This window comes from Rhizobium sp. BK529 (assembly GCF_014194105.1).
Lineage (GTDB): Bacteria > Pseudomonadota > Alphaproteobacteria > Rhizobiales > Rhizobiaceae > Rhizobium.
This window is the reverse complement of record NZ_JACIAU010000002.1, coordinates 413895-438979: the sequence shown is the minus strand read 5'-3', so window position 1 is coordinate 438979 and position 25085 is coordinate 413895. Positions and strand designations below refer to the sequence as shown.

Genomic DNA, 25085 nt, shown 5'->3' with positions numbered 1-25085 from the left:
TTTTCGCATGGATCGCGCACCCAGGATATATTGTCTACAAAAATAGTATTCTAAATTACGCGCCTGCACTGCATCAAGATGCCGCCGGAAGAACGACCTGTGAAAAGGCTTCATCTGGGCTTGGACCAGGTTTGCGAACTCCTCTTGAGAATCAAGCATTTTCCAATGCACGAAGGGTCCAACACAAATATGCCGAGGATGACGAAATGTCGGATGCACGCGGACTTCAGATCGTGCTCGAGGGTCATGCAACCCTGCTGAAATGGCACCGGCTGCGCCGACGCATGGCCGATCCGCTGTTTTCGGCGGAGGTAATGGCGGAAGGCTTCAAGGCCGGCGCCTCGATGGAGCTGGACCTCAGGGTGCGCGCCGATGGTGGTTTCGTCGTGCTGCATGACGAGGAGCTGGAAGGCGAGACGACGGGGCATGGCCTCATTGCCGAAAAGAGCCTTGCTGAGCTGCGCGGCCTGCGCATGAAGGACGGCGATCGTCCCCTCCTCTACAGCGAAGATCTGGCCGCCATGCTGCAATCGGCCCATCCGGACGCGTTGCTGCAGTTCGATATGAAGGACGATTACGAAGCAATCGGTCAAAAAGGCATCGCTCATCTGGCCGAACACCTGCAGCGGATTTCCGCTTCCGTCATCGTTAGCGCCGGCAGTCTGGAGCTGATCCTGGCTGTCAAGGAGAAGCTGCCGCATCTGCGCCGCGGCATCGACCCCACCGACAAGCTCGGCAATATCTATAGGGCCGAAGGCTGGAAAGCGGTCGAAAGGGAACTGCTTGCCGATCTGCGCGGCCCGACAGAACCGGAAACCATCTACCTCTACTGGCCGATGCTGCGTGACGCCGCAAAGGCAGGTTTCGACATGATTGCGCTTTGCCACAGCGAAGGCAAACAGGTCGATGCCTGGACCTTCACGTTGAAGGATCCCGACGGCGGTTTCAGCGATGCCGAATGGGCGAATTTCTCGGCGCTTATGGCGTTGAAACCCGATCAGGTCACCACGGACGAAGCCCCTGCAACCGAGCAGGCATGGCTAAAACGCATGGCGGGCTGATCAACCCGCCAATCCCTCGAATTCGATGAGGAAGGCGAATTCCTCGGCCAAGCCTGGCGAATAGGCGATAACGGGACCACCATTCTCCAGCAGCCTTGCGACAGGCGGTATGGCGACCTTGGCACCGGCCTCGGCAGCGATCAGCGCGCCCGCCAGCATATCCCAGGCATTGAGATGCCGTTCGTAGAAAAGATCGGAAACACCTTCCGCCACACGCACGAGATCGATTGCTGCCGCACCCATGCGGCGATAATCCATTCCGCGCTCATAAAGCCGCTTGGACAGCGCCGCATAGTCGTCAAAACTCGTCTTGCGCGAATGGCCAAGCACGACAATCGCATTGGAGGGATCAGTGGTCGGAGCAGCCTGGATCGCCTGGCTCTCCTTGAAGGCGCCCTTGCCGCGGATCGCGGAAAAGACCTGATCGTTGGCCGCGTCATAGACCACGCCAATCTCCACCTTGCCATCAACGACCAATGCGATGGAGACGCCCCAGTGGCGGAAGCCCCTGATATAATTGGTCGTGCCGTCGATGGGATCAACGACCCATGTGCCAGCCGAGCCGGACTGTCCGCCGGTTTCCTCGCCCATGAACGTATCATCGGGAAAGCGCGCCAGCAGTGCTTCACGGATCGCCTGTTCTGCCTGCTTGTCCGCAATAGTAACGAAATCCTGCAACCCCTTGTTTTCGACGCGCAGCGCGCCCGGATTTCCTTCACGTCTGAAACGCGCGGCCTCGCGTCCAACCCTGCGGGCCACGTCGATTGCGACTTCCGCCCGTGCGGTCAAGGCGGAGGCGTCGAATGCGGAATTCATCAAGTAGTCCTTCTTTTTATCAGCGTCACGGGGGTAAATTCGACGCGGGCCGTCATATCCGGTTCGGCCATCCTGCTCATCAGCAGATCGACCGCCTGTTCGGCCTGGAAATCGCACGGCTGACGAATGGTCGTGATGTCGTAAGCGGCCCAGCCTGCCTGAGGGATGTCATCATGGCCGACGATGCGCAGCGGCGGCTGATCCGCGCGACCGAGCCCCTTCATGATGCGGTCGATTACGCCACAGGCCATATAGTCGTTGGCACAGAACAGGCCGTCGATACCGAGGGAGGTAAGCCCGGCGGCTGCGTCGTAGCCGCTCTGATAGTCGTTGATTTTCACCTCGATCATACGTGGTTCGAGCCCGAGCTGCCGACAGGCCGTCATGAATGCCTCGCTTCGTCGCCTTGCCGTGTAGGAAATGGCGGGCGCTGCCATGACCGCCGGCGCCTTGACGCCGCTTTCGATCAGATGCGTGGCGGCGAGGTGACCGGCCATCCGATCGTCGGAGATGATGCGGTCGACGAAGGGAATATCATCGCCCTTGTTGATCAGGACGATCGGTACCCCCTCGGCCGCACATTGCTCGCAGATTTCCGTTGGCGGAGCGTCCGACGTCACGATGACACCGGAGACAGCGTAATGCAGCAACTGGCCAATGACGGTCGAGGTGTCGGCTTCTTTCGAGGTTGGCAGCAGGATCGGACGGAAGTTGCGGGCAATCAGCACGCGCGCCAGATTCTCGATCTGCAGCGTACGGAACGGGTTGTCGAGACCGGCGGCGACAAGGCCGACGAGATCGGAGCGCTTGTTGGTAAGGCTGCGGGCTAGATAGTTCACCCGGTAGCCGAGTTCCTTGGCCGCCTGATAGACCTTTTCGCGCGTCTTTGGCGAAACGCTGGCATCCGGCGTGAAGGCGCGCGAGACCGCTGCACGCGAAACGCCTGCGACACGCGCCACGTCGAAGGACGTAACCTTTCTCGGCCCCTTGTTATCCTTGTCTGCCATGACCTTCATCTCCCGCGGCCGGGCGCATCAGATCGGGCAGGTCCGTACAGATGCCAAGTACCGGAAGTTTCATAATGCCGGAAAGGATAGCCGGCCGCTCCTCGTGCCACAGGACGATCTCGCGGCCCCCGTCGAAAGTGCGCTGCATCAGCTCTTCGCTTACAAGATCCTGCGGCCGTTCGCCGGCTCGTTCCCAGCAGAGATGCAGGATGTCGGCTCCAGCCTCGTCACCCGCCGCATGGGGATCATGTCCGACGCGGATCAGGACCGAGAGCGGATAGTCGCAGCCAGCTTCGCGAAGCTCACGCACCTGTGCAGTATCGAAGGAGCCGAGGCAGGCAAAGCGCTGATTCTTTTCAGCTAAGTGCTGCCAGCACAGCAGCCCGGTACCTGGTGCCTTGAGCTCGATGTAGAGTCCCGTATTGGTCCGCCTCCCGAGCGCCGCGACCGCCTCGAAGGTCGGAACATTGACGCCTTCCAGGACAGCAAGCTCAGCCGCCGTCATCTCCGAAATACGGCAGTCGATGCCGAAGACTCGCTCGAGGTGATCATCGTGCGAGACCACGACCACGCCATCTTTGGTGAGCTGGGTATCAAGCTCCCACATTTCCGTGCCGAGCTCGGCGGCACGCTGGAAGGCTTCGAGCGTGTTTTCCCGCTCATGACCGCTTGCGCCGCGATGGCCGATGCAGAAAGGCAACGTTCCCTTGCCGGAGGGCCAGCCATACCGTTCGAAGAAAGACGAAAAATCACGCATCGTTCAAAGCCTCCGGCCCTCTTCGTCGAAGACGAACACGCCCTTACTGTCGATCGCCCACTGCACCTCGTCCCCAATGGTGATGTCATTGCGGACCGGTTGGATGGAGCGCAGCAGCGAACCACCCGAGAGCTGCACGTCGTAGAGGTTTTCGCGACCCTGCGTTTCGGCGAAGGTGACCTTGCCGGAAACGGCGATATCGCCAGCAGGATTGAAATGCTCGGGGCGCACGCCGAGCGTCAGCTTGGTGCCCTCGGCAGCCGTGACCGATATCGGCACACGGATCTCGCTTTCCGGCATGGCAAAAGCACCGTCCTTCATGACGCCGCGCAGGAACGTGATCGGCGGATTGCCGAGAAAGCCGGCGACAAAGGAGGTTCGCGGGTCGTTGTACATTTCGGCCGGCGTAGCGATCTGCACGATCTCGCCTTCCTTCATGATAGCGATACGGTCGCACATGCTCATTGCTTCCACCTGATCGTGGGTGACGAGGATGGCGGTGATGCCGGTCTCACGCTGGATACGGCGAATTTCCGAACGCATTTCGAGGCGAAGCTTCGCGTCGAGATTGGCGAGCGGCTCGTCGAGCAGCAACACGTCCGGCTTGCGGATGAGCGCGCGAGCAAGGGCCACACGCTGCTGCTGACCGCCTGAAAGCTGCGCTGGCCGGCGCTCCATCAGGTTGCCGATCTGCACGAGACGGGAAATGCGCTCGACCTCCTTGCGGATCTCGGCTGCATTGACACCCTTCACCTTTAGGGGAAAGCCGATATTCTCGGCCACCGTCATATGCGGATAGAGCGCGTAGGACTGGAAGACGACGCCGACATTGCGCATCTGGCTCGGCAGGTCGGTGACATCGCGCTCGCCGAACAGGATGCGACCGCCCGTCGGCCGGTGGATACCGCAGATGGCAAAAAGCGTTGTCGACTTGCCGCAGCCGGAAGGGCCAAGCAGCGCCAGCATCTCGCCGCTGCCGACTTCGAGCTTCATGTTCTCGATGACCTTGGTGGAGCCGAAGCTCTTCGAAAAATTGTCGAGGAGGATGCGCATCAGCCTTTGCTCCCGCCGCCATAGATGTTCATGAGATATTTGTGGAAGAGTGCATAGACGATCAGAACCGGGATGACATAGAACACCCCGACCGCCTTGAACATGTTGAAATCGTAGTTGTTATCGTCGCCGAGGAAGCCGGCGAGATAGACTGATAGCACCTGGACCTGATTGCCGGGAGCGAGAACCTGCGGCAGGATAAATTCACCCCAGCCCGACAGGAACGAGAAGAGTGCAAGCGCCATTATGCCGGGGCCGACCTGTGGCAGCACGAGGCTGCGCCAGACACGAAAGCGAGAAGCGCCATCGACGACACCGGCCATTTCGATTTCCCAGGGTACGGTGTCGTAAAAACCCTTCATCAGCCAGATGCCGAGCGGCAGATCAATCGCCGCTTTCACCAGGATCACGCCGATCAGCGAATTGTAGAGGCCGATCATCTGCAACACGATGAAAATTGAGATGATGAGCGTCACCGACGGAAAGGCATGCAGCACCATGACGCCGGCGAGGAAAAATCCCCGCGCCGGGACGTTGAGCCGCGACAGCACATAGCCTGCCATCGACGAGACGATGACGACGACGCTCGTGGTGCTGGCGGCGAAAAGCAGCGTGTTGAGCGTCACGACCCAGATATTCGGCTTCCCCTCGGTCGTCTGCCAGAGGAAGCGCCACGGCTGGAGGGTGAAGCCTGACGGCAAGAGCGAGCCCACCTGCTTCACCGTTACCGTGTCGACGAAGAAATACGCATACATCAGGAGCAGTGGCAGGCTGAGGACCGCCAGCGTGGCAATGACCGGCCAACTGCTGAAATTCGCGGAAGGTTGCGCTTTCTCGGTCATGGTCAGTCCTCAATCAGCGGCTTGGCGACAAGCGTGCCGTAGTTGAAGATGCGCAGATAGATCAGCGACAACGTCACGCCGATGACGACCAGCACGAGGGCCATGGCCGCACCCAGCCCATATTCGAGGTTGCCGGCATAGTTGTTGAGCGCCGTATGATAGGCCGCGAGTGCCCAGATCTCCGTCGCCCTGCCGGGTCCGCCATTCGTCGAAAGCAGGATTTCGTTGAACGAGGCAAGAAGCGAGAGCGTCTGGTAGCAGGTGACGAAGAGGATCGGCCAGCGCATCTGCGGCAGGACGATGTAGCGGATTTGCTGCCAGCGTGATGCGCCGTCGACTTCGCTTGCGTAGAACTGGCTCTTCGGAATGGCCTTCATCGCCGACGAGAAGACCAGCATGCCCATGGAGGCGCCGATGAAGCCATTGATCATGACAACGAAGACCCAGGCATTGAAGGCGTTGTCGAGCAGGTAATTCTTCGGTGGATAGCCGAATTTGCCCATCAACGTGGAAATGAAGCCGGTATCCCAGGCCAGCCACTTCCAGAGCATCACATAGATGACGACGGGCGTGATGCGCGGCAGCAGCCAGACGCCACGGAAAAAGGACGCGGTTGCGGCCGGCATATAATGGGTCCAGATGGCAAGCAGCAGCGCGTAACCGACGTTGAAGATCATCAGCACCAGCGCGACATAGAGCACGGTGTTGAGAAGAACGCGGGCCATATCCGGTGAGGAGGCCATGCGCGAGAAATTATCCGTCGTCCAAGTCCAGCCGGTATATGTTGCCTTCGCCACGGTATCCTTCTGCTCCGGCGTCAGCTTGAAGCCGAGCGCATCGAGCGCGGAGAAAAGCTGGTCCCTGCTGTCGAAGCGCGCATTGACGACCGAGCGGTTGAACTGGTCAGAGATCTGTTTGACATCACGCGTCGAGGGACGGTCCTTCAGGTCCTTGATCATGCGCTCGATTTCGCGGCGCGACGGGAAGACCTCACCCATATGTTTTTCGCGCAATTCCGAGACGATGCCGGAGGAAAGATTGAGACCCTCGACCGCCTTGAGCCCGCCCTCGTCGATCGTATATCGCGGTTCACCGAGCAAATCGGCAATATCGGGCATGGTGGATCTGAGCGTGATCAGCGAATTCGGCGCGACCTGATAGACGCCGCCGGAAATACTGGTTGCGGTCGTCATGTTCGTCATCGAGAAGACGGCCGTCAGAACGACCGGCAAAAGGAAGAACAGGATGATCATGATCGCCGCAGGCGAAATCATCACCAGCCCGAGCGTTCTGGACGATCTCATGGAAGTCCCCTCTTGGACGACGGACCGGGAGGCAGCGCATGGCCGCCCCCCGGCAGGTACGTCGATCTTAGCGGATGACGATCTTGTCGCCGAGCGTGCTCTTCAGCTCGCTCTCGGCATCGTTTACGGCAGCGTCGACAGCCTTGGCGCCCGTCCAGGACGCTTCAAGGTTCTTCCACATGATGTTCCAGTAGGTGCCGAAGTCGGAATTGTTCGGCATCGCATTGGCGTAGGGCAGCAGGCGTTCGGTTGCTTCGCGAGCCCAGCGGTCGGCGGCGTAGAAATCGACAGCCGCTTCGGACTTGGAGACGCCGAGGTGAGCCGACTTGATCGCATGCAGCGCGTTGATGCGCGGCTCGGAAGCAATCGTGATCAGCTGGGCGGCGATCTGAGTGTCTTCATCGCTGTGGCCAGCCGTCAGCAGGTAGACGAGCGGGTGCGTCAGCGTGTTGGCCTTGCCGCCTTCGCCGGCCGGGATTAGCGTGAAGACGATGTTGCCGAAGAAGTCCTTCAGACCTTCCTGATTGACCATGCGGGCATAGTGCCAGGTGCCGGCGTCCCAGATACCGGCCTTGCCGGAGGAGACTTCCTTCCACCACTGGTCGCCCGGCATGCCGATATGGTTCTTCTTGGTGACGCCCGATGCAACGGCGTCTGCGAAGAACTGATAGGTGCGCTTCATGGAAGCCTTGTCGAAAACGAGCTTGCCGTTTTCTTCCATGACGCCGCCGAAGGAGGTGTAGAACTGCCAGTAATCAGGACCGTTGCTGGTACGCGGATAGAAGCCGTAGCCGGGCTGCACGAGGCCCTTGTCCTGCATCTTCTTGGCGTCTTCGAGCAGGTTCTTCATCGTGTACTTGCCGTCCTTGACGTTCTGCGGCAGCGCGTCAAGGTCAGCATCGCTGTAGCCGATCGCCTTCATATGCGGCTTCCAGAACAGCATCGGGCGGGATTCGGCGTCCTGCGGGATACCGTAGACCGAACCATTGTAGGAGGCGATCTGCATCAGGTTTTCGTAGATGTCGTTCAATGGCCAGGAATCGAGGTCGACATAGTCTTCGACCGGAACGATAAGGCCGGCCTGCGACCAGGGAGCGATATCTTCATGGCCGCTGACGACGATGTTCGGAGCCTTCTTAGCTTCGGCGGCAAGCGTCAGAGCCTGCTTGAAATCGTCCCAGCCGGAATAAGGGGTCTTTTCTACAATGATCTTCAGATCTTCGCCCTTCAGCGCAGCTTCGCGCTGAAGCTGCTGGGCAGCGATCTCAATGGCATCGAGGCGATAAACGTCGTTCGGACCGGTGCCGCCGGCCCAGACGCTGATGTGAACGTCCTTGGCAAGTGCGAATGCGGAGGTCGAGGCCAGAATAGCGGCCGCTATGGTAAGCGATTTCAGTGTCGGCAAAATGGTCATCTTCTTCGTCTCCCCAAAGAGCAGTGTGAGGCCTCTTGACGGGTCATCACTGGTGTTGATGGCCGTTCCGCAAGCCCCACGAAAAACGTGGCGTATCTCGCTCTAGGGGGCGAACGTAACGACCGAATGACAAAATTGAGCACGTGTGCAAAATTATTATGACAATGTTCTCGGCGCGGTCAATTGCCAACGGAAAAGTGCAGGAGATATCTGCGAATGTCCCAAATATTGCAAAACGGCCGAGATCAATAAGGGAATATTTTCCCAATCTAAATCAATGCATCATATAAAGTTAATATTATTTCGCGTTTAACACGAGATTTTATTCATTGAAGAACAACGCATATTTTCGAGCGACAAATATGAGTGTGAAGTCTCTTCATTCGTCTGGAATGCTTGGATTATATTTGAATCATCTTTCTGGTGGCGCCGAAATGCCCATCTTAACTGGAGGCGCCGCACCTGGAAGAAAGCGATCATGATCCTTGGTCGGGTTTCCGACACTGAATTTCTATCAGCGGCGGTGGTAGCTGTCGGGTGTTTTCCGTCGCCGATACTCGGTCGAGCCGTGGATCTCGCTGTCGATGATCGTCGCGAGTTCGTCCAAGGCACCCGGCCGCGCATCCAGGCGTGTGGGCGCGACCGGCGACGTAACGACTTTCTCGATCCAGACATTCCCGATGACCGCGCCGTGCGTCTCGAGCTCGGTGCGAGAAGGTCGGCGTCTCGCCGGATGCGCCATGCGAGTTCGGCGGCCCCGCTTACGGCCAACTAGATGGTCGGCGGACACTACGGAAGAAAGGCGCTCCAATGAGCTTTTGGCCTCGAGGACCACATCGATTGGCGGAGGTCGGACGCTTGCGGCTTGGCAAAACTCAGCCGTGTATGGCGACGGGGAATCCACCGGGAGCGCGGTCGATGGCAATGGTTTCAGCTAAGGAACCGAACACTTTGACGGAGTCCGGCATGACTAGCTCGGCGGTGATTTTGGAAAGCGCATCATGGTTGCCGCGTATTATAAACGCCCTGATACCTGCCTCGTGCAAACGCGCACGCTGCTCGGCTAGGAACCTCGCGCTCTTCATCGACGTCTGATCGCCATCGTAGAGATCGCCGGCGATGACCGACCCGCCCACCTGTTCTTCAAGACACAGATCGATGATGCGTACTACGACTGTCGGGTCGCCGATCCGATCAGCTCGAAAAGATCTTCGTAACGCTTACAAATTGGCGAGCCAGTCCTTATTCTCGTTTTGTTCCAGGAATCCCCAAGAAGTTGGACGGTAATGAATGCAGGCAAGGGCTTCGCGGTCTGGTGCTTTGCCCCTGCTCGATATTATTTGTTCGACAACTCTATGCTGATGGCGCTTGAGCATTCTTGACGAGCTCGGCTTTGAGCCGCGCGGTTTCCAAGCCGAGTTCAATGAACTGGCGTGCATGCCGAGCCAACGCAACATTATCGTCCCAGAGATTTCGCCAGATCGCCGTCTTCAACGACAAGTCTTTGTCAACGATAGCCGTTGAGAAGGATTCGAACGTGACGTAGTCGTCCCATCCGATGGCGATCAAAGCATCGAAGATCGCGGCAAAATCGATGTTGCCGGTCCCAAGAAATCCGCGATGGCTTTCACCGATGTGGACATAGCCGATTTTATCGGCGGCATTGCGTATTGCCAATCCGACGTCAGCTTCCTCAATGTTCATGTGGAAGGTGTCGAGATGCAGAAAGACGTTCGAAGCACCTGTGTCGTTGATGTAGGCCAGACCTTGGGCTGCCGTATTGAGCATATTGCTTTCGAAACGGTTGACGATCTCGAGATTGAGGGTCACGCCTGCTTCCCTTGCGCGATCGGCGACGCGTGAAAGCGTGCTGACGCTGGTATCCCATGCCTTGCGAGATAATGCGCGCTCCTGTTTTCCGTGCGAGGAACTCAAGATGCCGGCGAGTTTTGTGCCACCAAGATCGCGGACGAGCGCAACCGCTCTGTCCAATATGGCCTCACCGTTGGCGACCACCGCCGGATTATTGCTGGAGATGTCGCCATCAGCCGGCAGGCCCATGCTCACTGCGACATCGAGATCCAGTTCCCGGATGCGAGACGAGAGCCACTTCACGTCGACCAGCTTGGGATCGAGATATGAAAACTCCACGAGCTTGAAGCCGAGTTCATGCGATCTCGCAAGCGTGCGCTCAAGCTCGTCGCGAGACGAGCCAGCGCTCCAAACGAAAGAGTGGACGCCGATTTTGGACATGGCTCTAAATCCTATTCCATTGAAGAAAGGGCTCGCCGAGCCTGACAGCACCGGCGAGCTCCCGGGAGGAAACGTTAGCGAGCTGCGGTCCAGCCCTTGTAGTCCTTGACGTTGTCAGCCGTGATGAGCTTCGGGTCGAGAAGCACGGTGTTTTCCGCCGGTTTCTTGCCGTTCAGAACGTCGACAGCCATCTTGAGCGCGTCGCCGGCCATGACGTAGGGGTCTTGGGAAGCTGATGCCTTGATCATCGAATTGCCGCTTGCGAGCGACTTTTCAATGTCCGGAGCACCGTCGACGGCGGTGATGAAGAACTCGTTGCGGTTCAGCTGCTTGGCGGCAAGTTCCGCACCGATGCCAGTCGGGTCGTTGATGGCGAAGACGGCGTCAATCTTGTCGAAGCGCGTCAGCAGGCCCTGCATGACGGCAAGACCGCCATCGCGCGAACCCTGACCGTTCTGGTCGTCGGACAGGATCTTGATGTCCGGGCTCTTCGCCAGCACGTTCTTGCAACCCTGGACGCGGTCGAGGATCGATGAAGAAGCAGGCCCGTTGATGATGACGACGTTACCCTTACCCTTGAGCTGATCGACGATGTACTGGCACGCCTCTTCACCAGCCTTGATGTTGTTCGTCATGACGGTGACGTCAGCGCCAGGGGCCGAAACGTCGAAGGCGGCGACGATAACGCCGGCAGCCTGGGCCTTCTTGACGGCAGGGGCGATTGCCTTGGCATCGACGGCGTTCAACATGATGATGTCAACGCCAGCAGCGATGAAGCTGTCGATCTGCGAAACCTGCTTATTGAGGTCGTAGTCGGCCGAGACCGAGGTGACCTGAACGTTCGGATTGATTTCCTTGGCGCGATCCTCGATGCCCTTGATGGTCGCAACGAAGAACGGGTTGCCAAGCAGACCGACGGAAATGCCGATCTTCTGAAGGTCCTTGGCGGCTGCCGGCATTGCAATTGCTGCGGCCAGAGCAGTCGCTGCGAGCAGTTTCGAAATCATGCGCATATTTTCCTCCTTATGGCGCTTCCTGCGCCTGTTATCCGGCAACCCGGTTCCTCCAGCCACACTTTAGGTGCGGCTAAGTCCTTTCAGCCTGTAGCGGTCGAGCGCCACGGCAACGATGATGACAAGTCCCTTGATGATGTACTGCCAGATGTCCGAAACACCGACGAGGATGAGGCCGTTGGACAGCACCGCGATGATGAGGGCTCCGATGAGGGTGCCCCAGATCGAACCGACACCGCCGACAAAGCTGGTGCCGCCCAGAATAACAGCGGCGATGGCATCAAGTTCGTACGATTGGCCAAGCTGCAGGCCGTTTGCGGCATACAGGCGAGCCGCCGACATCACGCCCCCAAGCCCTGAGAGCAGACCCGACATCGAGTAGACGAAGAGCAGCACCAGCGGAACCTTGATGCCCGTAAGGCGCGCTGCCTCCACGTTTCCGCCGACAGCATAGATCCAAGTCCCCAATACCGTGCGCTTCAGGATGAACCACGAGATCAGGATTGTCGCCAGAGCGATGATCGCGAGCCATGGGACGCCGAAGAAACTGCCATTTCCGATGAAGTCGAACGGCAGGTCGGGATTGAAAACCGTCGTGTCATTGCCAAGCAGTCGGGCGATGCCGCGCATCGCGGTCAGTGAGCCGAGCGTGACGATGAAGGGCGGAAGCTTGAGCGCAGAAATGATTGTTCCGTTGACAACACCGCAAGCGAGACCGACGCCGATCGCAGCCGGAATGCCCAGCATGCCGATGTCCGGCCAGAGAGACACGATCACGCCCACCATAGCCGAGGCAGCAAGGATGGAGCCTACCGAGAGATCGATGCCGCCCGTCAGGATGACGAACGTCATTCCGGCGGCCAGGACAGTGTTGATCGATGCCTGCTGCATGACGATCGACAGGTTGTTGACGCTTAAAAAGCGACCGCTCAACAGGTGAAAGCCGATGGCCAGTATGACGAGCACGGGCAACATACCGAGCGCGGTGAGCGTCGATCTGAATTTTGCCTTGCCCGCGTTCGGCTGGTCGGTTGATGTCGAGGTCATATCTTTAATCCCGTCGTCTTTGTTATCCGGCTTCAGGCGACTTTCGATGCCGATCCGGTGGAGAAGGCCATGATGGCTTCCTGGCTGATTGGCTGATTGGGCGTCGCCAGCACTTCGCCCGCGATCCGGCCTTCGCGCATGACGAGGACGCGATCGGCGATGCCGATGATCTCCGGCAAGTCGCTCGAGATCACCACGATCGCTATGCCTGCCTGAGCGAGTTCGTCGATTATCCGGTAAATCTCGGACTTCGCCCCCACGTCGACGCCGCGTGTCGGTTCGTCGAAAATGATGACCTTGGGCTTCGTTTCGAGGAGACGAGCGATCAGTGCCTTCTGCTGGTTTCCACCCGACAGCGCGCCGACATTGATGCTTGCGCTCAATGTGCGAATGGAAAGTGATTTTATGGCACGGGCCGCACGCTCCCGGGCGGCGGCGAAATTGAGGATACCGCCGGGGCCGGCGTCTTTGCCGATAACGCCGATGTTGATGTTCTCGTTGATCGTCATATCGAGGAAAAGTCCGAGACCTTTCCTGTCTTCGGTGAGATACGCGATCCCGGCTTCCATCGCGTCGCGAGGACCACTGATGGCGAGCTCTTTGCCTTCGAGGGACACAGTGCCGGTCGTTTTATGGTCCGCACCGAAAATAAGACGCGCCAGCTCCGTCCGTCCGGATCCGACCAGACCGGCGATACCAAGGACTTCACCTGCCTTTGCATCGAATGAACACCCGAGAACCCGGCGACCGTCACCGATATCTGTCACGGAGAGGACGGTTTTGGCCCCGTGAAGCGCCGTACGGTGTTCCTTCTTGTAGAAGGTCGAGAGATCGCGACCGACCATCATGGAGACCAGTCGGTCGGCCGATAGCTGTTCACGCTCGAGCGTGCCCACGTAAGCACTGTCCCGCAGGACGCTGACGCGATCTGCGAGCGCGTAGATTTCCTCCATCCTGTGACTGATATAGATGACGGCGATGCCCCGTGCCTTGAGGCCCGCGATGACCTCGAACAGGCGCTCCGTCTCCCTTGAAGTCAGTGAAGTGGTCGGCTCGTCCATGACGATGATCTTCGCATTGGTGGTGAGTGCTCGGGCAATTTCCACCATCTGACGTTCGCCCAGCGAGAGCGTCGCCACGAGCTGCGCCGGACCGAACGTCGTGCCCAGTTGCTTGAGGATTGGCTCGGCACGGGCGCGTGCCGCAGCCTTGTCGACGACGCCATAGCGTGATGGCTCGGCACCCAGGAACATGTTCTGGGCAACCGTCAGGTTTGGGGCGAGCGACAGTTCCTGGTAAATGACCGATATGCCGTTTGCCTTGGCCTTGATCGGATCTCCCGCCACGATGGGCGTTCCCTCAACGAGTACGGCGCCGCCAGGATCCGCGACATAGGCCCCGGACAAAACCTTCATCAGGGTCGATTTGCCAGCCCCGTTCTCTCCCATCAACGCGTGGACTTCTCCCGGATAGACCGTCAGCGAAACATTGGTGAGCGCCTTTGTGCTCGCGAACGTCTTGCTGATATTACGCATCTCCAGAACGGGTACGCGCATTTCGGTGTTTGCCGCGCTCATGCGTGGAACTCCTTCCTTGGCTGCGTCGCTTCCGGTTCGTCAATCTCAGCCATCGCCTTCCACGCGTCGCGGTAGGCCTCGAGGCCAAAGAGCCCAGACGGCGCAACTTGTCTTGTTTCATTCGCGAAGGTTTTTTGACCAAGGGTGTCGAGAACAAGTGCCGCAGCCCCAAATGCACTGCCTTCAGCGGTCGGGCTGGTGAAGACCGGCTGTTCAGGACGCAGCTGTGCAAGTATCTCGGCAAAAAAGCCTGTCTTAACCAGGCCCCCGTCTATGACGATCGCGTTCTCGGATCGAATGAGATCGAGAGACAGACTGGTCATGAGAACCACGTAGAGAAGCGCAACTGCCGCCCTCTCCTCGCCTTCGACCTCCGGTCCCACGAACCGGCCTTCGAAGCCCTGCATCGGCCCGCCCGGCGCGAACGACGGCAATGCGAACACGCCTTTTGCCATCACGCGTGATAGTGCTTCGAGGCTGATCGGCTTGTTCCAGCCGCCGCTTGCAATATCGTACTCTCTGCCGCCCATGAACCGGATTGTCGGCGCTGGCCTGCCGTCGACCGTTACGTTCGCCAGCATGTCCCGATGCTCGTCCAGCGCATCGAAGGGGCACGCCGAATTGAAAATCACCACCCAAGTGCCGGTCGATACAAGGGTGAAATCCTCGAAGCCGACAGAACGATAATAGTAGAGCGCCGAATTGCTGTCGTGCACACCATTGTGGACCACGACCGAGAGTGCAGCCCCCTCGTCCGAAACGCCCTCCCAGCGGCCCAAGGCAGCCCCCGCTTTTTCGAAATCGGGCATCTTCTCACGCCATCCTCGGCTGTCGACAAGACTGCTGAAATCGCCGAGCAGGGGTGCCCACAAGTGAGAGTGGCAGCCGATATAGGAGACTTCCGAGACCTTGCGACCAGAGAATTTCCACGACCAGAACTGCGGATAGGAAAGAACAGCATCGGCGCAGTTTAGCGCCTCGGGCTTGACGGCCTCCAGCCACAGCATGTGCCGCCCGTAGTTGAAACCCAGCGGCAGCTTTGGAGAGTATGTCTCTAAGAAGGGAGGGATAGATAGCTCGATCCGATCTGCCAGCGACGGAGGAGGTTCCTGTTCATAGTCGAGGATCGGATGGACGAGGTGATCCTGCTCGACGAGCGCAAATGTGCAGCCATGACCGGAGAAGATGACGTGTCCGACCGAATGGTTTTCGACCGCACGCGTGAGCGAGGTCTTCATCCATTCGTAGAGAGCCTCGTCGTCGAGTACGCGAAAACCCTCGTACTCGACCCACAACGGCTTTGTTCGCGTTTCCGAGAGTACGGACCCGTCTGTATCGAAGATAAATAGTTTCGAATTGGTCTTGCCGAGATCGAAGACCGCGATCGCGTTTGATGGCGTCATGCCTGACCTCCCACCGTCGCGATCATTATCGTAACACCCGCATCCTCAAGCATCTTTGCTCCGACATCCGAGAGTCCGTCGTCGATGACGATCGTGCCGATACGCGAAAGCGGGAGGACGACATTGCGCGGTTGGATCGAGAGCTTGCGGCTATCTGCCAGAACGACGATTTCGTCTGCACAACTGCTCAACTCCCCAATCGCTTTCGTCAACAACGGGTGCGATTCAAGAAGCCCCTCGCTGCTGATACCCTGGGTCCCTACGAAAAATCGTGAGGCGAAGAAGTCGGGCGCGCCCGCTGACGCGTCGTGGATAATTCCCGGCTCGCGGTACAGCACCCCGCCCGCCAAAGTCAGATGGCAAGTCCCATGCTCGCCGACATATGCGGCCAGGGGCATGGAATTTGTGTAGAGGCGGACGTTGCGGCGAGCCAATTTCAGACCGAGTTGATAGCAGGTCGATCCGGCGTGCACGATAATCGAATCTCCATCCCGCACCAGCCCCGCGGCGGTTTCGGCGATCGCACGCTTGGCATCGACCGCTATGTCGCGGTTCTCGTCATAGGGACGAGCGGAAAGGCGCGCCGTGGTCGACGGCTCGTTCGCGGAAATCCCGCCGTAAACCTTCCGGGCGACCCCAATCTCGTGAAGCTTGTCGATATCCCTCCGTATCGTCGCAGGAGAGACCCCAAGTCGCTCCTGCAAATCGCGAACCGACGCAAAGGGCCGTTCGCGAAGCATCTCGGCGATCAGACGGTGGCGATCGGAATCGTTCAAAGCGGGCCTCCAACGACGCTTCTCCCTCAGCGTCTATGACGAACTATAATCATATCAGCGGAAAGATCGCAACACTAGATGAAGGGAAATCTTCATCATTGACGATCTGCAATCACATTTATAGGATCGCGCAAAAGTTCGCTCACGCCTTCACCCCGGACAAGGAGGCGACCGTCAGGGCAACAGGAGGGAGACGACATGACCAAACCGGACCTCAGGGACACCGAGCTATTCAGAGACTTCCTCCGGCTCTCCAGTCAGATCGGCAGCGATATCCTCAAGACGCAGGGCGCAGGCGGTAATACGTCCATCAAGAGCGACGGCGTCATGTGGGTAAAGGCATCGGGCACGTGGCTTTCCAGGGCGGGTGCTGAAGACATCATGGTCCCGGTTGTGGTTGATCCGCTGATCGCGGCCCTGCGCGAAGGCGATCCGCGGGCCGAGAAATCCACCGATTTCGTCGTTTCCGAATTGAATTCCAGTGGACTTCGGCCATCGATCGAGACCAGCTTTCACGCGGCGCTCAAAAATCGAGTCGTCGCACACTATCATTGCGTCAATGCGATCGCTCTGGCTGTCCTTGAGGACCGCGAGGCAGAGTTGTCTGCGCGCATGAGCGCTGTTTCCGACCTCACCTGGGCGACAATACCGTACAGGCGTCCGGGGACGCCGCTCGCCAGGGAAATCGAGAAAGCGGCCGCATCGATGCCCGATATCCTGATCCTGTTCAATCACGGCATCATCGTGTGCGGCAGCACGGTGGAGGAAGTAGCCGATCGGATCCACCGTGTCACGAAGGCGCTTTCATGTCCCTCGCGGAATAATGGTTCCCCCGACATCGATGCGCTGGAGCGGATCGCGAAGAATTCCGGTTATCACCCGGCCCGCGAATGGGAAAGCCATGCCGTGGCACTTTCGGAGGCCAATCGGAGGATCGCACTCGGCGGATCACTCTATCCGGACCACGTCATTTTCCTTGGAACCGAGATCGGTGTGCTCTCGGAGGGGCAAAGTGCTGCCGACCTCGAAGCTACGTCGCATCGGGAAGGTCGCGAAGCGCCGAAAATGCTAATCGTCCAAGACAAGGGAATACTCTTGTCGAGCACGCTCACTGCGGGTGGCGAGGTTATGGCCCGCTGCCTGGCGGAGGTAGTGAGCCGAATCCCGGAAGAGGCTTCGGTCGTGTATCTCTCGAACGACGACGAATACCAATTGACGCACTGGGAAGCGGAGCAATATCGACAGGCGCTAGACCGAGGCTCGGAAAGGCGGAACGCGTGAGCGCGGAAAAAAGTCAGGCCGCTGCAATCGGAATCGATATCGGAACGTCCGGCGCTCGGGCCTCGGCTATCGACCGTGCGGGCAACCCAGTCGGCTTCGCCTCCGCACCGTTCGCGTCGCCCGACGAGATGCGTCAGCCTGTATGCTGGTGGAACAGGGTAGAAGAGGCAGTCGAGCGTCTCGCCAAAACAACGGAGCTCAGCTCAATCGAAGGCGTCGCCGTCGACGGGACCTCCGGAACAGTTCTCTCGCTTGATCGTGCCGGCGAGCCGACGGGCCAGGCCCTCATGTACAATGATCCCTGCCCGGATGCTGCAATCGTCGACAGCATAGCAAAGGAGGCCCCGGCGGGCAGCGCGGCGGTCGGGGCAAACTCGGGACTGGCCCGGGCAATCTATTTGTCGCGCCTCGACGGCGCTCACTCAGTCGTCCATCAAGCCGACTGGATCTTGATGAAATTGGGCTGTCCAGGGCGCGTCAGCGACGAAAACAACGCGCTTAAGACTGGTTTCGATCTGGAAGTGGAACGCTGGCCGGATTGGATCGAAGTGGCGGGAATGGACGTATCCAGGTTGCCTCTCGTCTATCGCGCAGGCGAGAGGATAACACCGGTAGGAGGATTCCTCCGGAAGGTGGGCCTGCCCAGTTCAGCCTGGTTTCACGCGGGCACGACTGACGGGTGCGCTTCGTTTCTGGCTACGGGAGCGTCGACCATAGGCGACGCTGTGACTGCATTGGGGTCGACGATCGTTCTCAAATTGGCGTCGCACGCTCCTATCAACGCGCCGGAGTACGGCATATATTCGCATCGCGTCGGCCGGTTCTGGCTTGCTGGCGGCGCTTCCAACAGCGGTGGAAACGTCGTGCGCGCCTTGATCGGTGACGACCGGCTGGACGAACTCACAAAGAAGATCGATCCAGGCCGCAAACTGGGTCTCGATTTCTATCCTCTCCTCCGCCCGGGTGAACGTTTCCCGATCAACGATCCGCAATATCCACCCCGGCTTACGCCGCGACCCGCCGACGACAGTGATTTCTTTCAGGCTATCCTCGAGGGCATGACGGAGATTGAACGACTGGGATACCAGCGATTGCGCGAACTGGGGGCGCCAGCGCTCGCGAGCCTTCGAACGGTAGGCGGGGGAGCGCGCAATCAAGTGTGGACCGCAATGAGGGCCCGAGCCATGGGTATCGAGACTCTGGCCGCGAGATCGGTGGAGGCGGCTGTTGGTACGGCCGCTTTGGTTCTCTCTAGGTTGGGCAACGCCAATGCCTAAGGTCATGCCGATCACGCTGTCTCGGTTGATTCAGGGATACGACATCTTCTTCGTCGATCAATTCGGAGTTCTAAGGGATGACGCCGGCCCATACGAGGGCGCTATCGCGGCCTTGGCCGAAGTCGCGTCGGCAGGCAAAAAAATGGTCATCCTGTCGAACTCCGGCCGAAGCGGCGAATACAACGCCGAGCGCCTCGTCAAGCTCGGCTTCTCGCCGGGAAGCTTCGACTTCTTTGTCACATCCGGAGACGTGGCGTTCGACGTTCTGTCGCGGCCCGAAAACGCCCCCAGGAAAAAAGCGAGATGCCTGACGATCTCCAGTGGTGGGGACAGCAATCTTGCCGATCGTCTAGGACTGGTTCCCACGCACACCGCGTTCGACGCCGACATTGTCATTATCTCCGGCAGCGAAGCCGAACGTATACCTATGGACGACTACCGCGAAATATTGCGTCCAGCGGCGGGACGAGGCGTCCCCTGCTACTGCACCAACCCCGACATCCATAAATTGAACAATGGTTCCATTGCTCCGGGAGCAGGAAGTATTGCCAAGCTCTACGAGAGCATGGGTGGGCCGGTAACCTGGCTCGGAAAACCCTATCCAGAAATCTACGAACATGCATTGAGGCTCGTAGGCATCACCGACCGTCGCCGGGTCGTCTGCATCGGCGACAGCATCGATCACGATATTTTGGGTGCAAAGTCAGCTGGCCTGGATTCGGTTCTCGTGCGCACAGGGATTCTTGCCGACGTCAACGAAGAGCAACTTGAAGATCTCTGCGAACGGGCGCGTGCCTACCCAACGCATATCCTGCAACGATTTGGATTGCAGGCTAGCTGCGACATCTAGAGGCAACCGGATACTAACCGATTGACCCGTGTCGGGCGCCTGGATCGGCACACGGCCAATCGGCCGGTTGCATACGCTAAGGAAATGCCGTGCTGCCCGCAACAGCAATCCGTCAAACCGGATTGCACCAAAGGGTGCCCGCTGGCCTTGGTTTGCACGACCTCGATATTCGCATACGCCCCTGACAGCCATGGCTGGTCTTTCGCGAGCTCCTGGCTCTCCCATCGCTACGACCTGATGCCGGCGTCGCAACTGACGTCGGGATTCGTCTTCACCCTTCCGTTGAACTTCGTAAGGGATGATGACCCGCCCGGCGGCCATAACATCGACCTAAAGAAGTCGCGCAACCAAATCCGTTTTGGCAGACGATCTTTTGTTTTTGGAGGAATAGCTCTTAGCGGACATCCGCCAATGTCTGACGGAAACGGACGAGGGCTATCGTGAAGAAAAGCATACCGATCATCCCGAGAACGACAGCCTGTTGCCAGACCGAATCCCAACCGGCGCCGCGATAAAGGATTGCCTGCGACAACGAAACGAAATGCGGTGTGGGTGAGATTATCATCACGTATTGCAGCCAGAGCGGCATGCTGTCCATCGGGGTCGTGCTGCCGGAAAGCAGATTCATCGTGATGAGAATCGGCATCGAAATAAGGCCAAACTGCGCCATGGAACTCGAGGCTGTCGCAATCAGGATGCCGAGCCAGGTGACGGAGAACTGGTAAAGCAGTGCGCAGAAGACGAAGAGGCCGATCGAACCGGCGATCGGCACCGAAAGCAGCCGCTCGACTACGACTGTGAGCGACAACACCGCTGCGAGGACGATGACCAGGCCGTTCGCCCAGACTTTCGACATCATGATCTCCGCCGGTGTGACAGGCATGACGAGTAGGTGTTCGATCGTGCCATGCTCCCGCTCGCGGATCAGCGCCGCACCGGTCAGGATAACCGATAGCATCGTCACATTGTTGATGACCTGCATAACCGCCGTGAACCACGTCGACTGAAGATTGGGATTGAAGCGTGCGCTGACGACGAGGTTGATCGACGCCGCGGCTACTCTGTTCGGCAGCGCCGTTTCCACCTCTCGCAAGATGATATTCTGGATATAGGAGGCGCCGTTGCCGGCCTGGGACATAGCTGTCGCGTCGATATCGAGCTGCAGCGATGGCCGACGGCCGCCAATCGCGTCCTCCTCGAATTTCGGGGGGATTTCGAGGACGAAGACGAAGTGGCCCGCATTCATCGCCGCATCCACCTCATCGGCGCCGATCAGCACTGGCTCCTTGAAAAAGGGCTTCAGCATCGCATCCCGCAGCCGCATAGACAGCATCGAGCGGTCCTCGTCGATGACGGCGACCGAGGCATTCTCGACCTCCAGCTTGGCACCGGTCGAGACCGTGTAGACGGCAATCGTGAACGTGTAGACGATGAGGACCATCATCACGGGATCGGCCTTCAGGCTATAGAGTTCCTTGATACCGAGACGGAAGATCCGGTTGAGCTTGCCCCACATGTCAGGCACTCCTTTTCCTGAGTGCGACAAGCGCCGCGCCGACGTATGCGACACCGAAGCCGGCAAGGGCAACCAGGTTTGGCCAGAGTTCGGCAATGCCGAGCCCCTTAGTGATGATGCCGACGCTCAAAGGTTGATACCAGGCCGAGGGAAAGAGCAGCCCCATGAACCGCCCGCCGCCGGAGAGTGATGAAACCGGCACCATCAACCCGGAAAAATTCACTGCCGGGATGGTGGCAACAATCGCCGTCGCGAAGATCGCCGCCACCTGGCTGCGCACAAAACTCGACACGACGAGGCCGAAAGCCGTGGTTGAAAGGATATAGAGGATCGAACCGGCTGCGAGCAGGCCAACAGAGCCCTTGACGGGCACGCCAAAGACGAACCGCATCATCAGCAGGAGCATCAGGAAGCTGACGAAGGCTATCGCCACATAGGGAAGCTGCTTGCCGAGCAAGAACTCGATGCGGGTGACAGGCGTCGCCTGAAAATTGGCGATCGAGCCGGTCTCCTTCTCCTTGACGATACCGAGCGCCGTCATGATCGCCGGGATCAAGACGAGCATAAGCATGATGACGCTCGGGACGACCGCATTTGCACTCTTGAAATCCTGATTATAGCGGAAGCGGCTTTCGATATCGACGGGATAGGATGAAACGGACCGGCCGGTCCGCCGTGCCGAGGCATCGGCAAGATAGGAAGAGACGAGACCATTGACATAACCTCGCGCCGTCTCGGCACGGAACGGCATGGCCCCGTCGAGCCATACGGAGACTTCCGGCGTCTCCTGCCGCATCAGGTCGCGGCCGAAATCGGGCGGGATCTCGATCGCCACCATCAGCTCGCCGCTTTGCAACCGGTCCTGAAGTTCCCCGGATGAGGTGATCAGCGGCCGCTCCTGGAAGTAGCGCGAGCCCTGCAGGCTCTCTACCAGCTGCCGGCTTTCCGCCGACTGGTCCTGGTCGTAGACGGCAAAAGGCAAATGCTCGACATCGAAGGAAATGCCATATCCAAAAGTGATCATCAGCAGGGCTGGCCCGAGCAGTGCAAAAATGAGCCGCGCCCGGTCGCGCAGGATCTCCAGCGTCTCACGCCGCGCATAGGCCCACAGCCGGCGGAGATCGAAGCGCCGGGCGGGCCGGGCGGTCTCTCCGGCAAGCGCCATATCCCCGGCGCCGGCATCGGTGCCCTCGCCCATTCCAGCTTCGGTCAGTACCTCGATGAAGGTTTCCTCCAACGTCGCCTTGCCGCGCTCGGCGCAGAGTTCTGCCGGGCTGCCGATCGCCAGCACTTTGCCGGCATGCATCAGCGAAATGCGGTCACAGCGCTCGGCCTCATTCATGAAATGCGTCGACAGAAAAATGGTCACACCGTCGAACCGTGACAGCGTGATCAGCGAACGCCAGAAAACATCTCGAGCCACCGGATCGACGCCGGACGTCGGCTCGTCCAGGATCAGAATCTCCGGTTTGTGGATGACGGCCGCTGCGAGCTGCAGGCGCTGGCGCATGCCGAGCGGCAGATCCTCCGGCCGCTGGTCGGCGACGTCTGCAAGATCGTATTCGGCAAGCATCTCGGCAACCCGCGGCCCGATCTCACTGGGAGGCAGGGCGAAAAGACGGGCATGCAGCATCAGGTTCTGGCGTACCGTCAGCTCGCCATAGAGAGAAAAAGCCTGCGACATGTAACCGACGCGCTTGCGGGTGTCGATATCGGCGGCCTTCAGCTGTTGGCCGAACAGCCTCGCCTTGCCCTCGCTTGGCGGCAACAGCCCCGTCAACATCTTCATCGTCGTGCTCTTGCCGCTGCCGTTGGAGCCGAGAAAACCGAAAATCTCGCCTTTTGGAATCCGAAAGCTGACATGATCGACGGCAACGAAATCGCCGAAGCGGCAGGTCAGCCCTTCCGCCTCAATCGCGGGCGGCTCGTCGACGATGACGGGTGGCGTCACGGTTAGCGGGCTCAGGTTCGTCCTGCTGGCATTCGGCATCAGCACTGTGAAAGCTGCTTCGAGGGTCTTTTGACCTGCGTGCCGCATGATCTCCATGGGACTTCCGGTGGCAATCAGCTTGCCTGCGTGCAACGCGGCAAGCCAGTCGAAGCGCTTGGCCTCTTCCATGTAGGCGGTGGCGACGATGACGCTCATCTGCGGCCGCCGCTCGCGGATGCGATCGATAAGTTCCCAGAACTGGCGGCGCGAGAGCGGATCGATGCCGGTCGTCGGCTCGTCGAGGATCAGGAGATCGGGATCGTGCAGCAGCGAGGCGCAGATGCCGAGTTTCTGCTTCATGCCACCTGAGAGTTTGCCGGCCGGTCTGTCGCGGAACGGCAGGAGCCCGGTCATGCGCAGCAGCTCGTCCATGCGCTGCCGGCGCTGCTGCCCGCCCTGCCCGAAGAGGCGACCGAAGAAATCGAGGTTTTCGGCAACGCTGAGCGTCGGGTAGAGGTTGCGCCCAAGGCCCTGCGGCATGAAAGCGATGCGGCCGCAGACGGCGCGGCGATGGCGCGCTGCGGCCATCTCGGCGCCAAGCACCTCGATCTTCCCTTGCTGGATGCGGGTGATGCCCGCTGCAAGGCCGAGCAGGGTTGACTTGCCGACGCCGTCGGGTCCGATCAATCCGGCCATACAGCCGGCGGGGATGGTAAGATCGACGGCATCGAGCGCGACCTGATGACCGTAATGGTGCGTCACCGCCGTAAGGCGAACGGCGGGCTCCTTCATTGCGGCAGCTTCACTTGCAGCTCGGGCGGCCAACCTGCCGCGGAGTCAGTGCGGACATAGCCAATCCCCCTCACACCGGTCTTGACGCGCGATTCATACCCCTTGAGCAGGTCCGGCGAGATCCTGAGCTTCACCCGGAAAACCAGCTTTTCGCGCTCGTCCTGCGTCTCGACCGTCTTCGGCGTGAATTGCGCCTCCGACGCGACGAAGGAAACGGTTGCGGGGACGACATATTGCGGCGCCGGATCGAAGATGATCCGGGCTTCGTCGCCAATCGCCAGACGGCCGGCAGCACTTGCCGGCAGGAAGATTGTCATGGAAACGTCAGAGAGGTCGAGCAGCGTCGCTACCGGCGCACCGGCTGCGACCACCTCCCCGGTCTGCGCCAGCTTGTACTCGACACGGCCGCGGCGTGGTGCCTTTAGCACGGCATCATCGAGCAGCGACTGAATTCGCACGACCTCGGCTCTCGCAGCCTCGGTCGCAGCTTCCGCCTCGTCGCGGCTCGCCACTGCCGCCCGCTCGGCAGCTTCTGCGACATTGAGCTGGCTGCGCCGCAACTCGAACTGTTGCTTGGTGCCGCTGCCCGTATCGCTCATCGACTGCGCGCGCTGGAGCTCCTGGCGAGCAAGCGTCAACTCGCTCTCACGTTGTGCAATCGAGGCCGCGGCTTCGACCTGGCTCGTCTCGCTGCGGCGTACCTGTGCCTTGGCACCTGCAAGCTGGGCATCGAGATCGGCTGTATCGAGCCGGGCGATTGGGGCGCCGGCATCGATAATATCACCCTCATTGACGAGGACCTCGGCGAGGCGGCCGGCGAACTTTGCCGAAATCAGGATCTGCTGGGCTTCGATGCGGCCGTTGGACATGGAAACGTTTGCCGGCAGGCGCTGGCCCGTCATCTTGTTCCACAAGGCCTCAAAGCGGCTGGCAACGGCCGGAGCGCCATCTTGAGCCAGGAGGGGCGGACTGGAGCCGAGAACGATCGCGGCCGAAATCAAAATAGCAAGCTGTTGCCTTCTCAAGACTGGGCCTCCGATCGAATATTGCGGCTCTTGTCCATGCCGCCCTTTTACCGGCAGTTCCCGTGTCCATCCTTGACTTACGTCATGTTCG

General features: G+C 59.4%; 22 protein-coding genes. 4 read left to right on the top strand and 18 right to left on the bottom strand.

The features are described from left to right. The first annotated feature begins 206 nt into the window (after window positions 1-206). On the top strand, window positions 207-1061 hold the full coding sequence (locus tag FHX08_RS19100; RefSeq protein WP_132655078.1) for a glycerophosphodiester phosphodiesterase: 855 nt from the start codon (window positions 207-209) through the stop codon (window positions 1059-1061). On the opposite strand, the gene FHX08_RS19095 is transcribed toward FHX08_RS19100, so the two are convergent. The 15 genes from FHX08_RS19095 to FHX08_RS19030 form a co-directional block, all read right to left on the bottom strand. Continuing rightward, the gene (locus tag FHX08_RS19095; protein WP_132655076.1) at window positions 1062-1877 is read right to left on the bottom strand and encodes an inositol monophosphatase family protein; all 816 of its coding nucleotides are present in this window, start codon (window positions 1875-1877) and stop codon (window positions 1062-1064) included. Beyond that, window positions 1877-2884 (bottom strand): LacI family DNA-binding transcriptional regulator, encoded by a 1008-nt coding sequence (locus tag FHX08_RS19090; protein ID WP_132655074.1) that lies wholly within the window; start codon window positions 2882-2884, stop codon window positions 1877-1879. The genes FHX08_RS19095 and FHX08_RS19090 overlap by 1 nt, the downstream gene beginning before the upstream one ends. Next, on the bottom strand, window positions 2868-3641 hold the full coding sequence (locus FHX08_RS19085) for a glycerophosphodiester phosphodiesterase (protein ID WP_132655072.1): 774 nt from the start codon (window positions 3639-3641) through the stop codon (window positions 2868-2870). The genes FHX08_RS19090 and FHX08_RS19085 overlap by 17 nt, the downstream gene beginning before the upstream one ends. 3 nt (window positions 3642-3644) lie before the next feature. Continuing rightward, complete coding sequence (locus FHX08_RS19080) at window positions 3645-4694, bottom strand: ABC transporter ATP-binding protein (RefSeq protein ID WP_132655070.1); 1050 nt, start codon at window positions 4692-4694, stop codon at window positions 3645-3647. Continuing rightward, window positions 4694-5536 carry a carbohydrate ABC transporter permease gene (locus FHX08_RS19075; protein ID WP_132655068.1) on the bottom strand — a complete coding sequence of 281 codons (843 nt, stop codon included), beginning with the start codon at window positions 5534-5536 and terminating at the stop codon, window positions 4694-4696. The genes FHX08_RS19080 and FHX08_RS19075 overlap by 1 nt, the downstream gene beginning before the upstream one ends. A 2-nt stretch (window positions 5537-5538) precedes the next feature. Continuing rightward, the gene (locus FHX08_RS19070; RefSeq protein ID WP_132655066.1) at window positions 5539-6840 is read right to left on the bottom strand and encodes a carbohydrate ABC transporter permease; all 1302 of its coding nucleotides are present in this window, start codon (window positions 6838-6840) and stop codon (window positions 5539-5541) included. A gap of 67 nt (window positions 6841-6907) precedes the next feature. Then, window positions 6908-8254, bottom strand: a complete 1347-nt coding sequence (locus FHX08_RS19065) for an extracellular solute-binding protein (protein WP_132655064.1) — start codon at window positions 8252-8254, stop codon at window positions 6908-6910. 514 nt (window positions 8255-8768) lie between these two features. Continuing rightward, window positions 8769-8996, bottom strand: a complete 228-nt coding sequence (locus tag FHX08_RS31540; protein ID WP_245508308.1) for a hypothetical protein — start codon at window positions 8994-8996, stop codon at window positions 8769-8771. Between the two features lie 133 nt (window positions 8997-9129). Further along, window positions 9130-9390 (bottom strand): exonuclease SbcCD subunit D, encoded by a 261-nt coding sequence (locus FHX08_RS31535; protein ID WP_245508307.1) that lies wholly within the window; start codon window positions 9388-9390, stop codon window positions 9130-9132. A gap of 217 nt (window positions 9391-9607) precedes the next feature. Next, window positions 9608-10507: a sugar phosphate isomerase/epimerase family protein gene (locus FHX08_RS19055; RefSeq protein ID WP_132655062.1), complete on the bottom strand. Its 900-nt coding sequence runs from the start codon at window positions 10505-10507 to the stop codon at window positions 9608-9610. A 74-nt stretch (window positions 10508-10581) separates the two neighbouring features. Next, on the bottom strand, window positions 10582-11520 hold the full coding sequence (locus FHX08_RS19050) for an ABC transporter substrate-binding protein (RefSeq protein WP_132655060.1): 939 nt from the start codon (window positions 11518-11520) through the stop codon (window positions 10582-10584). 63 nt (window positions 11521-11583) lie between these two features. Beyond that, complete coding sequence (locus tag FHX08_RS19045) at window positions 11584-12567, bottom strand: ABC transporter permease subunit (protein ID WP_132655058.1); 984 nt, start codon at window positions 12565-12567, stop codon at window positions 11584-11586. 32 nt (window positions 12568-12599) lie between these two features. Then, a complete protein-coding gene (locus FHX08_RS19040; RefSeq protein WP_132655056.1) occupies window positions 12600-14144 on the bottom strand; it encodes a sugar ABC transporter ATP-binding protein in 1545 nt (514 codons plus the stop codon). Then, the gene (locus FHX08_RS19035; RefSeq protein WP_132655054.1) at window positions 14141-15547 is read right to left on the bottom strand and encodes an FGGY-family carbohydrate kinase; all 1407 of its coding nucleotides are present in this window, start codon (window positions 15545-15547) and stop codon (window positions 14141-14143) included. The genes FHX08_RS19040 and FHX08_RS19035 overlap by 4 nt, the downstream gene beginning before the upstream one ends. Continuing rightward, window positions 15544-16323 carry a DeoR/GlpR family DNA-binding transcription regulator gene (locus FHX08_RS19030; RefSeq protein ID WP_132655052.1) on the bottom strand — a complete coding sequence of 260 codons (780 nt, stop codon included), beginning with the start codon at window positions 16321-16323 and terminating at the stop codon, window positions 15544-15546. Before FHX08_RS19030 ends, FHX08_RS19035 begins: the two co-directional genes overlap by 4 nt. 198 nt (window positions 16324-16521) lie before the next feature. Here FHX08_RS19030 and FHX08_RS19025 point away from each other — a divergent pair, with 198 nt between their 5' ends. Genes FHX08_RS19025 through FHX08_RS19015 form a run of 3 tightly spaced genes read left to right on the top strand, consistent with a single transcriptional unit; the run spans window position 16522 to window position 19731 of the window. Next, entirely contained in the window at window positions 16522-17604 is a 1083-nt protein-coding gene (locus FHX08_RS19025) for a class II aldolase/adducin family protein (protein WP_132655050.1), read from the top strand. Next, window positions 17601-18881, top strand: a complete 1281-nt coding sequence (locus tag FHX08_RS19020) for an FGGY-family carbohydrate kinase (RefSeq protein WP_132655048.1) — start codon at window positions 17601-17603, stop codon at window positions 18879-18881. The genes FHX08_RS19025 and FHX08_RS19020 overlap by 4 nt, the downstream gene beginning before the upstream one ends. Further along, entirely contained in the window at window positions 18874-19731 is an 858-nt protein-coding gene (locus FHX08_RS19015) for a TIGR01459 family HAD-type hydrolase (protein ID WP_132655046.1), read from the top strand. The genes FHX08_RS19020 and FHX08_RS19015 overlap by 8 nt, the downstream gene beginning before the upstream one ends. Window positions 19732-20125: 394 nt before the next feature. Here the strand turns inward: FHX08_RS19015 and FHX08_RS19010 are convergent, their stop codons facing one another. The 3 genes from FHX08_RS19010 to FHX08_RS19000 are packed head-to-tail and all read right to left on the bottom strand — an operon-like array spanning window position 20126 to window position 24994. Then, complete coding sequence (locus FHX08_RS19010; RefSeq protein ID WP_132655443.1) at window positions 20126-21247, bottom strand: ABC transporter permease; 1122 nt, start codon at window positions 21245-21247, stop codon at window positions 20126-20128. A 1-nt stretch (window position 21248) separates the two neighbouring features. Continuing rightward, on the bottom strand, window positions 21249-23969 hold the full coding sequence (gene rbbA / locus FHX08_RS19005) for a ribosome-associated ATPase/putative transporter RbbA (RefSeq protein WP_132655044.1): 2721 nt from the start codon (window positions 23967-23969) through the stop codon (window positions 21249-21251). Continuing rightward, the gene (locus tag FHX08_RS19000) at window positions 23966-24994 is read right to left on the bottom strand and encodes an HlyD family secretion protein (RefSeq protein WP_245508306.1); all 1029 of its coding nucleotides are present in this window, start codon (window positions 24992-24994) and stop codon (window positions 23966-23968) included. The genes rbbA and FHX08_RS19000 overlap by 4 nt, the downstream gene beginning before the upstream one ends. Window positions 24995-25085: the final 91 nt, after the last annotated feature.